Origin of the sequence: Hydrogenophaga sp. PAMC20947, assembly GCF_004795855.1 — a bacterium.
Taxonomy (GTDB): domain Bacteria; phylum Pseudomonadota; class Gammaproteobacteria; order Burkholderiales; family Burkholderiaceae_C; genus Hydrogenophaga.
The window spans coordinates 2,282,607-2,294,964 of record NZ_CP039252.1; the positions used below are offsets into that span (position 1 = coordinate 2,282,607).

A 12,358-nucleotide genomic window follows, 5' to 3' on the forward strand; every position below is an offset into this window, starting at 1 on the left:
CGGTTGGAACCGTGGCAGGTGGGTTGAGAACCGCGCTGTGGGCGCAGACAACCACCGAATCCGGGAGGCCTGTGTGTGAGGCAGATGCACAAATCAGCACAGTTTCCTGCGCAGCCTTGGATTATGGCAGATTTCTAGGGAAAACCCTAGAATTATTTTCAGATCCGATCAACGGAGCACGGCCGAGACGATCTGAAAGAGCACCGCAGCCAGGATGGCGGTTGCGGGCACGGTGATGATCCAGGCCGCGACGATTCGCAGAACAGCCGAACGTTTGACGATCTCTTTTTTGTAGGCTTTCTTGAAAGCCTTGCGCTCGTTTTTGGCGAACATCGCCCCTTCAGCCGCCTCGCGCAACTTCGTGCGCTGCTTCATGTCCGCCAACATGCGCTTCTTCTCGGTGACTTCAGCGGCTTCAAAACGTTGCAGGTAGGTTTCAACTTCACCCCGGTCTTCACCCTGGTGACCCGCGAACACCACCGACTCCATCTTGGCGTAGTTCACCTTGAGCAGCTCACGCAGGAAACCCACTCCGAATACCGCGCCGATCGAAATATGGGTCGTGGACACGGGCATGCCCAGCTGGGAGGCCACAATCACCGTGATGGTGGCGGCCATGGCAATGGAATAGGCGCGCATGTTGTCGAGCTCGGTGATTTCCTTGCCGACGGTGCGGATCAGGCGCGAACCGTACAAGGCCAGGCCCACGGCGAGCCCCAAGGCCCCCAGCACCATCACCCACAGTGGCGTCGAGGCCTTGGACGCGATGGCGCCCGCCTTGACCGCTTCGTAGATCGCGGCCAGCGGACCCACGGCATTGGCCACATCGTTGGCGCCGTGTGCGAAGCTCAACAGGGCTGCTGAACAGACCAGGGGCCAGGTAAAGAGGCGGTTCACCCCTTCCTTGGTGTTCACCTGCACCGCGGCCATGCGGGCAATGGGTTTGCGCACCACCACCACCACCACGGCGGCGAAAGCCGCGCCGACGAACAACGCCGTCAGGAATCCCACCTTGATCAGCTGACTGAAGCCCTTGAGCATCATGTAGGTCCCGAAGGCCCAAGCCATGATCGCGATCAGCCAGGGCACCACACGGCCCGCTGCGTCGGTCATTTCGCTGCGGTAGGTGATGCTGCGTTTGATGAGATAGAGAAACCCCGCCGCAATGGCGCCGCCCAGCACAGGCGACACCACCCAGCTCATCACGATGGAGCCGATCGTGCCCCAGTTCACCAGCCCCCAGCCTCCGGCGGCAATCCCTGCGCCCATGACGGCGCCAATGATGGAGTGCGTGGTCGAAACCGGCGCACCGATGGCCGTGGCAAGGTTGAGCCACAAGGCGCCTGCGAGCAATGCAGAGAACATGACCCAGGCGAACAGCGCTGGGTCGGTGATCTGATTGGGGTCAATGATGCCGCCCTTGATGGTCCCCACCACATCCCCGCCCGCGACGATAGCGCCCATCGCTTCAAACAGGGCGGCCACGAAGATGGCCGTGCCCATGGTCATGGCGCCAGAGCCCACGGCGGGACCCATGTTGTTGGCCACATCGTTGGCGCCGATATTCATGGCCATGTAGCCACCGACCACAGCAGAAATGATCAGCAACCACACCGATGCGGTGGACAAACCCAACGCATTGGCCCCTGTCAGCGACGCGTACAGGCCCACCAGCAACAAGAATGCCAGCGAGGCGCCGAGTTGAACCACGTCCTGGTGGCGGGATAGAAAAGCTTTGCGGGAACGTTTTGTCATGAAAAGTCTCGTGAATGTCACGATTTTGACATGTCAACTGACAGGGTGGCCAATCAGACCCAACGCGCAGCGTCGCGTTGGGTCGGGTTGGATCAGCGCAGAAAGTGCGTGCGGTAATGCTCGAGTTCGTCGATGGACTCGTGCACATCGGCCAGCGCCGTGTGTTTCTGGTGTTTCTTGAAGCTGTTGTAGATCTCCGGGCGCCAGCGCTTGGCCAGCTCCTTGAGCGTGCTCACATCCAGGCAGCGGTAATGAAAGTAGGTCTCCAGTTTGGGCATGTACTTGACCAGGAAGCGGCGGTCCTGGCTGATGGTGTTGCCACACATGGGCGAGCCATTGCGGGGCACATATTTCCCGATAAAAGCCAGCAACTCGGCCTGCGCCTGTTCTTCGGTGACGGTACTGGCCTTCACCTTGTCGATCAGGCCGCTCCTGCCATGGGTGCCTTTGTTCCAGGCATCCATCGCGCCGAGCACAGCATCGCTCTGGTGCACCACGATCACAGGGCCTTCCACCCTGGGGGTGAGATGGGGGCCGGTGATCACCACCGCGATTTCCAGCAAGCGTTCTTTTTCCGGGTCCAGACCACTCATTTCACAGTCGAGCCAAATCAGGTTCTGGTCGCTTTTGGTGAGCGTGGCGGCGGGTACGGGTGCATTGACAGCGGCAACAGCGCCGTCCGTCGAGGGGGTCAAGTTTTGCGTCATGCCCTATTTTCACCGATGCCCGGGCACCGTGGGACGGTGTTCAAAACGCCCGCCATGCGCGTTCGGGTCCAAAACGGGATGGCTGGCGCGCTTGCCTGGCGGGTCAGACGCCCATTTTGAGCCGAGCCCATATGGGTCGTGGGTTTGTGGGCCCCTATACGAAGCGCAGATTTCGTCGCGAATTCAGGGCAGCCGTCCAGGCTGACCCTGGAATTCGCGCCTCGCGCCATATCCCGCAAGTCCACGCCGCGCAGGTCGCGGGTGTTGAACACCCTCCCTTGCTTCGCCCTGTTGCCACCGAATGCCTGCCGGGTTCGATAGACTCGGTCCATGCAAACTTCCGATCTCGTGTTTTCTCTGGTTTTTGGCGCTCTGTTGATCGCCGGTCTTGTGGTGCGCACCTGGCTGGCCAGCCGGCAGATCCGCCACGTCGCCCGCCACCGAGGCGCCGTTCCCGCGGCATTTGCCGACACCATCACACCGCAGGCCCACCAGAAAGCGGCCGACTACACCATCGCCAAGACCCGTTTTGGCCTGCTGGACGGCGCGTTGGAGGTGGCCTTGCTGCTGTGCTGGACCCTGTTTGGTGGTCTGCACTGGCTGAACCAGGCTTTGCTGTCGGTCATGGGCGGTGGCATGTGGCAACAGCTGGCGCTCGTGGCGGCGTTCAGCGTGATCGCAGGGTTGCTGGGGCTGCCCGCAGCCTGGTGGTCTACCTTTCGCATTGAAGAGCGTTTTGGGTTCAACAAGATGAGCCTGGGACTGTGGCTGGGCGACCTGCTGAAAAATGCCGTGGTGGGCGCCTTGCTGGGCTTGCCCATCCTGGCCCTGGTGTTGTGGCTCATGGGGGCGGCCGGATCCATCTGGTGGCTGTGGGCATGGGGCGCCTGGATGGGATTCAACCTGCTGATGCTGGTGGCCTACCCAACCTTGATCGCGCCCTTGTTCAACAAATTTGAGCCCTTGCAGGACGAAGCCATCAAGAGCCGCGTCAGCGCCCTGATGGAACGCTGCGGGTTCGCGGCCAAAGGCCTGTTTGTGATGGACGGCAGCAAGCGCAGCGCGCACGCCAACGCCTATTTCACGGGCTTTGGGGCCTCCAAACGCGTGGTATTTTTTGATACCTTGCTGAAGCAGCTGGCGCCCGAAGAAATCGATGCGGTGCTGGCTCACGAGCTGGGCCACTACAAACGCCGCCACATAGTTCAGCGGGTGGTCCTGATGTTTGCACTCAGCCTCGTGGGCTTTGCGTTGCTGGGCTGGCTGTCCAACCAGAGCTGGTTTTACACCGGCCTCGGTGTCATGCCCTCGCTGACCGAGCCGAACCATGCGCTGGCTATCTTGCTGTTCATGATGGTGGTGCCACTGTTCACGTTTTTCCTCTCGCCACTGATGGCACGGCTGTCAAGGCGGCATGAATTCGAGGCGGACGCCTACGCCATGGACAAGACCGATGGCCTGGATCTGGCCAGCGCCCTGCTCAAGCTTTACAAAGACAATGCGAGCACGCTAACGCCCGACCCGCTTTTTGTCCGCTTCTATTACTCCCACCCACCCGCCGGCGAACGGATTGCTCGCCTGCAGGCGAATGGCGCTTAAGAACACCCACCCCATGAACCCCATCCATCAAAACCGCCGCGCCCTTTCCGCTACCGAAATCGTCACCCAGCTGACCCAGCTCAACGGCGAGTCCGCCCAAGGGTGGAAACTGATCGATGGCGCCATTGAAAAGACCTTCAGCTTTCCCAATTTTCACGAAACCATGGCTTTTGTGAACGCCTTGGCCTGGGTGGCCCACCGCGAAGACCACCACCCCGATCTGGCCCTCAGCTATGGTCGATGCACCGTTCGTTTCAACACCCACGATGTGGACGGCATCTCGGCCAGCGATACCTTCTGCGCCAAGGCCGTGGACAGCTTGCTCAAAGACTGAGCCCCCTTTTCAAACCCATCGACACCCCATGTACCGCCCTGCCGGCCCTCGCCCTTGAACCGCCCTTCCAAAAAGCCCTCGCAGGGCTCTGGCTCCCCCATAGCAACCCAGGCCGGGTTGGTGGTTGCCTCATTTGGACGCCATTGCCTCGTCGAGAGCGCGGATGGCCAGCGCCGCATCTGCCACCCACGTGGGAAAAAGAGCCAGGTGGTGGTGGGCGACCGGGTGCAATGGTCCTCCACGGCCGATGAGGGCAGCATCGAACAGGTCAACCCGCGCAACAACCTCTTCTACCGCCAGGACGAGCTGCGCACCAAGTCGTTTGCATCCAATCTGGACCAGATTCTCATGCTGGTGGCCGCAGACCCCGAATTCTCAGAGCGGCAACTTGCGCGCGCACTGATCGCGGCCGAAGCGCAAAACATCCCCGTGTTGGTGGTGCTCAACAAGAGCGATCTGCAGCCGGCTTTTGACCGCTCCTGGCAACGCCTGGCGCCCTACCGCGAGATGGGCGTTGAGGTGCTGCCCTTGCGGCTCAAGGCCGAGACCGCTGCCAGCAGCGAAGCGGGCGTCGTCGAACTTGAAGCCCGCCTGGCTGGCAAAACCACGCTGGTGCTGGGCCCATCGGGTGTCGGCAAAAGCACGCTGGTGAACCGGCTCGTGCCCCACGCGAGTGCCCTCACGGGCGAGATATCCCGCGCCCTCAATTCGGGCAAACACACCACCACCAGCACCACCTGGTATTGGGTAGACCCGGAGAACCGTGTCACCGCCCTGATCGACTCGCCCGGCTTTCAGGAGTTTGGGCTCAACCACATCGAGCCCATGCAGTTGGCACACCTGATGCCCGACTTGCGGGCCAGGCTGGGCCATTGCCGCTTCTACAACTGCACCCACCTGCACGAACCGGGCTGTGAGGTACGGTCGCATGTGAGCCAAGCGGCCGGCCAGGCAGAAACCGGCGGTGACGCCAGCATCAACGCCAACCGGTATCAAATTTACGGCGAGCTGTTTGCCGAACTTTCAGACCGCCGAACCTATTGAATGAACGGAGACCACGCAATCCAGCGTGGGGGGCTCACACCAATTGGCGTTCAAATCAGGAACATGGCGCGAGGCCACAAACAGTGCTGTCGCACGGCAAGTCCGAACCAGCCCTCCGCTTGCTTTGAAGGCGGCCCGGTATCAGCCCAACAGGCGTGAGAGCGTGAGCAGTGCCAGCAGCAGCATCCAGAGCACCACGCTGCGCCAGACCAAGCCGACCGCACTGGCCAGATGCGCCAACTGGGGCTCGGCACGCGCACTGCCATCGGTGTTTTCTTGGGTCGTGCCTTCGGCGACCTCCACCAGGCGGACCCCCAGAGCGCCCGAGGTGGCCGCCAGCAACACACCGTCGTTGCCCGGTGCAAAGCGGTTCGACTCGCTGCGCCAGCTCGCCACAGATTCCTCAAAATTCCCGACCACCGCAAAGCCCAGGGCCGTCACACGGGCAGGCACAAAATCGACCCAGCGCCAGGCTTGCGTGGCCGCCTCTCGCAGGCCGTGGCTGGAGGTACCGTCGGCATGCCCACGCCAGACGCGCGACAAGTACTCAGCCATGCGGTAAAGGATGGCGCCCGCAGGCCCCATGCCCAACACCCAGAACAGCACAAAACAGGCGAGCACGCCAAAAACGTGGCGATGGGACGACAGCACAGCGTGCTGGATCACCTGCCGCAGCAGCTCTGCGCGAGGCAAGCTGCTCACCTCAACACGCAACCACCGCGCCAGCTTTTCCCGTGCGCCCACTTCATCGCCCGTTTCCAGCGACTGGCGGATATCGGTGAAGTGGTGGCTGAATTGGCGGAAACCCACCGTGACGTAGAGCACAGCCACCAGCCACACAAAAGCCAGCACCGTGCTGAAGCGCCACAACCCCCAATACACCAGCCCGGTCAAGGCAGCGGGCAAGACCGCAGCCAGCACCCAGGCCAGCCAGCCGTGCGCACGCTCACCTGCGTCGAGATTGCGGCGCACCACGCGCGCCCAGGCACGCAGCCCGGCGTGCACAGCGTTGTCATGACCGAGGGGACGAACTTGTTCCAGCAAGAAAGCCAGAAGAATGGCAAAGAAACTCATGCCCCAATCATAGTGTCAGAGAACAGGGCCATTCTTGAAGCCTCGCCTGAAAGGGCAAAGGTGGCGGAGAGAAGGTCAATTGCCAGGATTCAGGCACTGAGGAAACGGTAGAAATTGCGCAACATACCCGCGGTCGCGCCCCAGATGAATCGCTCTTGTCCAGCATCGTCGTATGGCATGGAGTACCACTCACGAACCGCACCCTCCCAATTCCATGCGTGGCGGCGGTGGTTGGATGGGTCCATGAGGAAGTCCAAAGGCACCTCGAACACATCGGCCACCTCATCCGGATTGGGTGCCAGCTCAAAACCCGGTTGAATCAGGCCCACCACCGGGGTCACGATGAAGGACGTTCCCGTCACATATTCGGGCAACACCCCCAGCACCTCGACACGCCCGGGTTCAATGCCAATCTCTTCATGGGTCTCCCGCAGCGCTGCGGCCACGGCATTGGCATCGCCGGGATCAAGCTTGCCGCCGGGCAAGGCGATCTGGCCCGAATGGCTGTTGAGGTGTGCCGACCGCAGGGTCAGCACCAGGCTCAACCGGTCTCGCATCACCAACGGGAGCAACACGGCCGCATGCGTCGGCACCCGGTCGCCAAACCGCTGCTCTCGGACCAATTCGGGCACCCACGGGGGTGGCTGGGCAAACAACGCCCTGAGGCCGGCAGGCGTCAGCCGCTCAGGATGGGCTGGGTACAGGCGTTCACTGCCCAGCTGCGGGACGATGGGCACGTCGCGAGGATTGAAAAGCGGCAACGTTGGAGAGGACATGGTTGGAGAGCTTACGGCAGGCGGCGTAAACGGCATGGCCACCTGGCGACAACCCCTGCGAGAGCCTGGCAGATGGCCGGGGAAATATTTGGGCGAAAAAAAACCGCCCCAGCTGGAGCGGTTTCTTTGGAAGCCCAAGGGCTTAACGGCCCAATTTTTCCTTGATACGAGCCGAACGGCCGCTGCGCTCGCGCAGGTAGTACAGCTTGGCACGGCGCACAGCACCGCGACGCTTCACTTCGATCTTGGCGATACGGGGGCTGTACAGCGGGAACGTGCGCTCGACACCTTCACCGTTGGAGATCTTGCGAACGATGAAGCTGGAGTTCAGACCACGGTTGCGACGGGCAATCACCACGCCTTCGTAAGCCTGCAGACGCTTGCGGGTGCCTTCAACCACGTTCACGCTGACGATGACGGTGTCACCAGGCGCAAAGACGGGGATCTCTTTGTTCAAACGAGCAATTTCTTCTTGCTCAAGGGTTTGGATAAGGTTCATGGTTTCCTGATTTCACGATCATGCCCGCGCTGCACTAAAGGCCACGATTCCGGCAGGGCTCCGTCCCACACACCTTCCGTGAGAAAGGCTTCCACAAGGGAAGTGTGAGCGAGGTGGCCCGGTCGCGGCGGCCGGTCAGAGGATCGAAAAGCCTTGGATTATAGCTTTTTAATAGAACGCAGGAAAGATTCGTCTGTCTTTGTCAATTGGCCGTCGGACCGGGCCTGCTCCACGAGCTCCGGACGCAGCCCCTGGGAGAGCGCGAGGCTTTGCTCGCGGCGGTAGCGCTCGATGCGCTCGTGATGCCCGCCCAGCAACACATCCGGCACACCCACCGGACCACGAGGGCCCTCCCAAATTTCAGGCCGCGTGTGGTGTGGGCTGTCCAGCAGGCCACTCAAGGCTGGATTGAAGCTGTCTTGCTGGTGGCTGCCCGCGTCGTTCAACACCCCGGGCATCAAACGGGCCACGGCGTCAAGCAACGCGATCGCTGCGATTTCTCCTCCCGACAGCACAAAATCACCCAGGCTGATTTGTCGGTCCACGCAAGCGTCAATGAACCGCTGATCAATGCCCTCATAGCGGCCGCAAAGCAACACTGCCCCACTGCTCTCCGACCAACCGTTGGCCATGGCATGGTTGAGGCGGTCGCCGATCGGCGAAAACAGCACCACAGGAGCCGGGTCTTCTGCCGATTCGGAGCGATCCAGACGGATCGCCTGCAGGCAGCACCACAAAGGCTCCGCCATCATGACCATGCCCGGCCCACCGCCAAAGGGCCGGTCATCTACCCGGCGGTAATTGCCTTGCGCAAAGTCGCGCGGATTCCACAGCCGCACGTCCACCTGCCTGGACTCAAACGCACGGCGCGTGATCCCGCTCTTGAAAAGGGCTCGAACAGCTCGGGGAAAAGGGTGATGACGTCAAAACGCATGAAGGTATTGTGAGGGAAACCTCCCCCCGCGCCGCCTTCGGCGTCACCCCCCAGGGGGCGGCACTGGCGGCCGGGCAAAGCCCGTTTTGCGGTGCCCTTGGGGAAGACACGCCTGTCAATCGATTTATAGGCGATTGGCGAAAAAAATCCAGTGGAGAGAGGTGACTCTTTCCAGCGAACGCTGCGGAACCGGCTTTGCCGGGCCGAGGCGTTGCCCCCAACCTCCCCGAGAAGGGGGAGGCCGCGTCAGTGGCGCAAGGGGTCAGTAATCAAGTCCCCAGTCAACCGTGATCAAGCGCTCAGCCTGATCCACTTTGTCAACGTAGGCATCCACGAACGGGATCATGCGCTCGGCCACCTGCGTTTCACCTTCAGCGGTGGTCTCGGTGAATTCAAGCACGAGCACGGAATTTGGCCCTGTGGATATGAGGTCGCGCACCACACCCATGTCCACACCTTCGCGGTTGACCACTCGCAACCCGATCAGGTCAACCCAGTAATACTCGCCTTCGGGTGTGGCTGGAAAGGCCGATCGCGGTACGTGGATGCGCACACCTTTGAGGGCTTCGGCCAGGTTGCGGTCGTCCATCCCTTCCAGGTGGGCGACTATGCCGGCGGTTTGGGTCTTGATTTCCGCCACGGTGACCGAAACCGTGCCACTGAACGCAGAAAAACCACGCGCGAACTTGGGTTCGGGTGGTTCCAGATGCCAGACTTTGGAGGCAAACAGCGCATCGGTGTCGGCGCTGTGGGGATGGATGCGGACCCACCCCTTGATGCCAAACGCTTCTTGAATCCGGCCCACCTCAATGGCATCAGCCGGCAAAGGCGATGCGGGAAACAGACCAGAATTCATGAAACGCAGGGAATTGGAAAGGCCATCCCTCAGGGAATGGCCATCACCATCAGGCTGCGGCAGGCGCTGCAGGTGCAGCGGCAGCAGCTTTGGCGCCTTGCTTGATCAAACGGTTCACGGTATCCGAAGGCTCGGCACCGACACCCGTCCAGTACGTCAGGCGATCGGCAGCGATACGCAGAGGCTCTTCACCACCACGGGCCAGCGGATTGTAGAAACCGATGCGTTCGATGAAACGGCCATCGCGGCGGTTGCGCTTGTCAGCGACCACGATGTTGTAGAAAGGACGGGCTTTGGAGCCGCCGCGGGAAAGTCGGATGACGACCATGATTTATCCTTCGGGTGGGAGGCAGCCACTATTGACTACCTCACCGGGCCAACACCGGAGCGATCAGATCGCCCCGACAAATAGCCCGTTTCATTGCAACGCTTGAGACACACGACTGACCACCCGGCCAGCGAAACGCTACACAACCCGCAATTATAGCGTCTTGGGTCACCCCCGTGCATGAAGGTTGACGTGTTTCGGCGAGAATCTGATTTCGCACTCCCCCTATTGGCTCCAAATTACCCGCTCATGCCCACCATACGCCCCAGCCTGGACAGCGATCTGCCCGCCATCACCCGCATTTACGCTCACCACGTCTTGCACGGCACCGGCACCTTTGAGACCACCCCGCCCACCGAGGTCGACATGAGCACCCGGCGCAACGATGTCCTGAGCAAGGGCTTGCCCTGGCTGGTGATTGAAGAAGGCGCGCAGATCCGGGGTTTCGCTTACGCCAACTGGTTCAAACCGCGCCCGGCTTACCGGTTTTCATGCGAAGACTCGATTTACATGGCACCGGAATCGGCGGGCAAAGGACTGGGCCGGGCGCTGCTGGCCGAACTGATGGCTGGCCTGGAGCGCGCAGGGGTTCGCAAAGTGATGGCGGTGATCGGTGACTCGGCCAATGCCGGATCGATCGGTATCCACAAAGCGCTGGGCTTCGAGCCGGCAGGGGTGATCCACAACTGCGGCTGGAAATTCGAACGTTGGCTCGACATCGTGCTCATGGAAAAAACGCTTGGGGTGGGCGCGTCCACCCCGCCTGACGAGAAACCTGCCACACCATGAGCCGCTCAAATAGTAAAAACAAGACACTTGCTGCGTGGCTGGCTGTGCTGTTTGGCAGCATGGGCGTGCACCGCTTCTATCTGCGGGGCCTGGGTGACTGGATCGGCTGGCTGCATCCCATGGCTGCCGCTCTGGGCTGGTGGGGGGTAGAGCGGGTACAGCTCTACGGCCTGGATGACAAGCTCTCCTGGATCTTGATTCCGTTTCTGGGCGTCAGCATCGCGGCCGCCTGCCTGGCAGCCATCGTTTATGCCTTGAGCGACCGCCCCAAGTGGAACCGCTGGTTCAACCCCGGCCTGGAAGACGAAGACGCCGCCGGGGCCACCAACTGGTTCACCATTCTGGCACTGGTGCTGGCCTTGCTGATGGGCACCATTGCCTTCATGGGCAGCCTGGCGTTTGGTGTGCAGCGTTACTTTGAATACCAGGTGGAAGAAGCCCGCAAGATCAGTCAATAGCTGTGGATCCCCCCGCGCCGCCTGCGGCGTCACCCCCCAGGGGGCAATGCGTGTGGCCCGGCAAAGCCGGCTCCACCGCATCTTGCGGCGGAGACATTTCGCGCCGAAGAAGGGCGAGGCGCAACGAGGGGTAGCTCAACCCAGGGCACCGCGGAACTGGCTTTGCCAGGCCGCCAGTGCCGCCCCCTCGGGGGGTGACGCCGCAGGCGGCGCGGGGGGATCTCTAGTTGATCCAGGACATCACCAGCATCACCAGAGTCAAGGTGAACAGGGACAAACCGGTCGACAACACCATGCTGGCCGTGGTGAGATCCTGGCCCACCTCGTAGCGCTGGGCAAACATGAACACGTTGGCGCCCATGGGCATGGCGGCTGCCACCACCATCACCGTCAACGGCAACCCGGTGATACCAAACACCCAGGCACTGATGCCCACCATCAGGGGCAGCAGCAGGTTTTTGGACGCGGTGATCCACAGCGCTGGGCGAATATGCCCGCCCAGCGGCGTGCTGGCCATGGTCACACCCACCAGCACGAGTGCGATCGGACCAAAAGCGCTGCCCAGCAACATCAACGGCTTGTCTACCACCACAGGCAAGGTCCAGCCGGTTTGCGCAAACAGCAAACCCGTGATGATCGGCAGAGGAATCGGGTGAATCAACGCGTTCTTGAAGGCTGACCAGGTGGTTGCCAGCAGGTGCGGCGCTTCCATGCCCTGCGCGCGGTTTTCGCCGGCGACAGCCAGTTCCAGCGTGATGGTGGTCACGGTCAGCAAAATGATGGCGTGCAAGGACACCACTGTGAGCAAGGTGACCAATCCCTCTTTGCCGTAAGCCAGCTGCACCACGGTGATGCCGATCATGACGAGGTTTGAGAACACCCCTCCGAGCGCCATGACCACACTTTTCCGGTTGAAGCCGCGCCAGAAGACGGAGCCGCCCAGCAGCAGCAACGCGGCCAGGAAATAGGCGACCAAGGGTCGAAGGTCCAGCGTTTCGACATGCACGGCGCTCATCGTGCGAAACAACAGCGCCGGGATCAGCAGCAAAAACACCAGGTTGGACAAATCCTTGATCGCGGCGGCGCGGATCCACTGCAATCGCCCGGCCAGGTAGCCGCATGCAATCAAAATAAAGACAGGCGTCAGCGACGCGACAACGGGGTGGTCAGTGATATTCACGGGTCGATGTTAGCGCCCTGCCCGC

13 protein-coding genes and 1 pseudogene are annotated in these 12,358 nt (G+C 61.5%); 5 read left to right on the plus strand and 9 right to left on the minus strand.

Annotation, left to right across the window (positions count from 1 at the left end):
• Positions 1-168 precede the first annotated feature (168 nt).
• Positions 169-1,755: an inorganic phosphate transporter gene (locus E5678_RS10180; protein WP_136178420.1), complete on the minus strand. Its 1,587-nt coding sequence runs from the start codon at positions 1,753-1,755 to the stop codon at positions 169-171.
• Between the two features lie 92 nt (positions 1,756-1,847).
• Entirely contained in the window at positions 1,848-2,462 is a 615-nt protein-coding gene (gene orn / locus E5678_RS10185; RefSeq protein WP_136178421.1) for an oligoribonuclease, read from the minus strand.
• Between the two features lie 330 nt (positions 2,463-2,792).
• On the opposite strand from orn, the gene E5678_RS10190 reads away from it, so the two are divergent.
• The 3 genes from E5678_RS10190 to rsgA are packed head-to-tail and all read left to right on the plus strand — an operon-like array spanning position 2,793 to position 5,439.
• Positions 2,793-4,061 carry a M48 family metallopeptidase gene (locus tag E5678_RS10190; protein WP_136178422.1) on the plus strand — a complete coding sequence of 423 codons (1,269 nt, stop codon included), beginning with the start codon at positions 2,793-2,795 and terminating at the stop codon, positions 4,059-4,061.
• 13 nt (positions 4,062-4,074) lie between these two features.
• Entirely contained in the window at positions 4,075-4,395 is a 321-nt protein-coding gene (locus tag E5678_RS10195) for a 4a-hydroxytetrahydrobiopterin dehydratase (protein WP_136178423.1), read from the plus strand.
• Positions 4,396-4,449: 54 nt separating this feature from the next.
• The gene (gene rsgA, locus E5678_RS10200) at positions 4,450-5,439 is read left to right on the plus strand and encodes a ribosome small subunit-dependent GTPase A (RefSeq protein ID WP_136178424.1); all 990 of its coding nucleotides are present in this window, start codon (positions 4,450-4,452) and stop codon (positions 5,437-5,439) included.
• Positions 5,440-5,580: 141 nt separating this feature from the next.
• On the opposite strand, the gene E5678_RS10205 is transcribed toward rsgA, so the two are convergent.
• The 6 genes and pseudogenes from E5678_RS10205 to rpsP form a co-directional block, all read right to left on the minus strand.
• Entirely contained in the window at positions 5,581-6,513 is a 933-nt protein-coding gene (locus E5678_RS10205) for a CobD/CbiB family protein (RefSeq protein WP_136178425.1), read from the minus strand.
• Positions 6,514-6,602: 89 nt separating this feature from the next.
• A complete protein-coding gene (locus E5678_RS10210; RefSeq protein ID WP_136178426.1) occupies positions 6,603-7,289 on the minus strand; it encodes a CoA pyrophosphatase in 687 nt (228 codons plus the stop codon).
• 142 nt (positions 7,290-7,431) lie between these two features.
• Positions 7,432-7,788, minus strand: a complete 357-nt coding sequence (gene rplS, locus E5678_RS10215) for a 50S ribosomal protein L19 (RefSeq protein ID WP_136178427.1) — start codon at positions 7,786-7,788, stop codon at positions 7,432-7,434.
• Positions 7,789-7,946: 158 nt separating this feature from the next.
• Positions 7,947-8,722, minus strand: a pseudogene (gene trmD / locus E5678_RS10220) (tRNA (guanosine(37)-N1)-methyltransferase TrmD).
• 262 nt (positions 8,723-8,984) lie between these two features.
• Positions 8,985-9,578 (minus strand): ribosome maturation factor RimM, encoded by a 594-nt coding sequence (gene rimM, locus E5678_RS10225; protein ID WP_136178428.1) that lies wholly within the window; start codon positions 9,576-9,578, stop codon positions 8,985-8,987.
• A gap of 49 nt (positions 9,579-9,627) precedes the next feature.
• Positions 9,628-9,906: a 30S ribosomal protein S16 gene (rpsP, locus tag E5678_RS10230; RefSeq protein ID WP_136178429.1), complete on the minus strand. Its 279-nt coding sequence runs from the start codon at positions 9,904-9,906 to the stop codon at positions 9,628-9,630.
• Positions 9,907-10,155: 249 nt separating this feature from the next.
• Here rpsP and E5678_RS10235 point away from each other — a divergent pair, with 249 nt between their 5' ends.
• Positions 10,156-10,695, plus strand: coding sequence for a GNAT family N-acetyltransferase (locus E5678_RS10235; protein WP_136178430.1), 540 nt, complete (start codon positions 10,156-10,158; stop codon positions 10,693-10,695).
• The gene (locus tag E5678_RS10240; protein WP_136178431.1) at positions 10,692-11,153 is read left to right on the plus strand and encodes a TM2 domain-containing protein; all 462 of its coding nucleotides are present in this window, start codon (positions 10,692-10,694) and stop codon (positions 11,151-11,153) included. The genes E5678_RS10235 and E5678_RS10240 overlap by 4 nt, the downstream gene beginning before the upstream one ends.
• A gap of 223 nt (positions 11,154-11,376) precedes the next feature.
• Here the strand turns inward: E5678_RS10240 and E5678_RS10245 are convergent, their stop codons facing one another.
• The gene (locus tag E5678_RS10245) at positions 11,377-12,333 is read right to left on the minus strand and encodes an AEC family transporter (protein WP_136178432.1); all 957 of its coding nucleotides are present in this window, start codon (positions 12,331-12,333) and stop codon (positions 11,377-11,379) included.
• Positions 12,334-12,358 lie beyond the last annotated feature (25 nt).

Coding starts and splice junctions, on each gene's coding strand:
- E5678_RS10210 (WP_136178426.1), bottom strand. CDS start 7,289: ATGTCCTCTCCAACGTTGCCGCTTTTCAATCCTCGCGACGTGCCCATC.
- orn (WP_136178421.1), bottom strand. CDS start 2,462: ATGACGCAAAACTTGACCCCCTCGACGGACGGCGCTGTTGCCGCTGTC.
- E5678_RS10180 (WP_136178420.1), bottom strand. CDS start 1,755: ATGACAAAACGTTCCCGCAAAGCTTTTCTATCCCGCCACCAGGACGTG.
- E5678_RS10195 (WP_136178423.1), top strand. CDS start 4,075: ATGAACCCCATCCATCAAAACCGCCGCGCCCTTTCCGCTACCGAAATC.
- E5678_RS10205 (WP_136178425.1), bottom strand. CDS start 6,513: ATGAGTTTCTTTGCCATTCTTCTGGCTTTCTTGCTGGAACAAGTTCGT.
- E5678_RS10235 (WP_136178430.1), top strand. CDS start 10,156: ATGCCCACCATACGCCCCAGCCTGGACAGCGATCTGCCCGCCATCACC.
- E5678_RS10190 (WP_136178422.1), top strand. CDS start 2,793: ATGCAAACTTCCGATCTCGTGTTTTCTCTGGTTTTTGGCGCTCTGTTG.
- rimM (WP_136178428.1), bottom strand. CDS start 9,578: ATGAATTCTGGTCTGTTTCCCGCATCGCCTTTGCCGGCTGATGCCATT.
- E5678_RS10240 (WP_136178431.1), top strand. CDS start 10,692: ATGAGCCGCTCAAATAGTAAAAACAAGACACTTGCTGCGTGGCTGGCT.
- rpsP (WP_136178429.1), bottom strand. CDS start 9,906: ATGGTCGTCATCCGACTTTCCCGCGGCGGCTCCAAAGCCCGTCCTTTC.
- rplS (WP_136178427.1), bottom strand. CDS start 7,788: ATGAACCTTATCCAAACCCTTGAGCAAGAAGAAATTGCTCGTTTGAAC.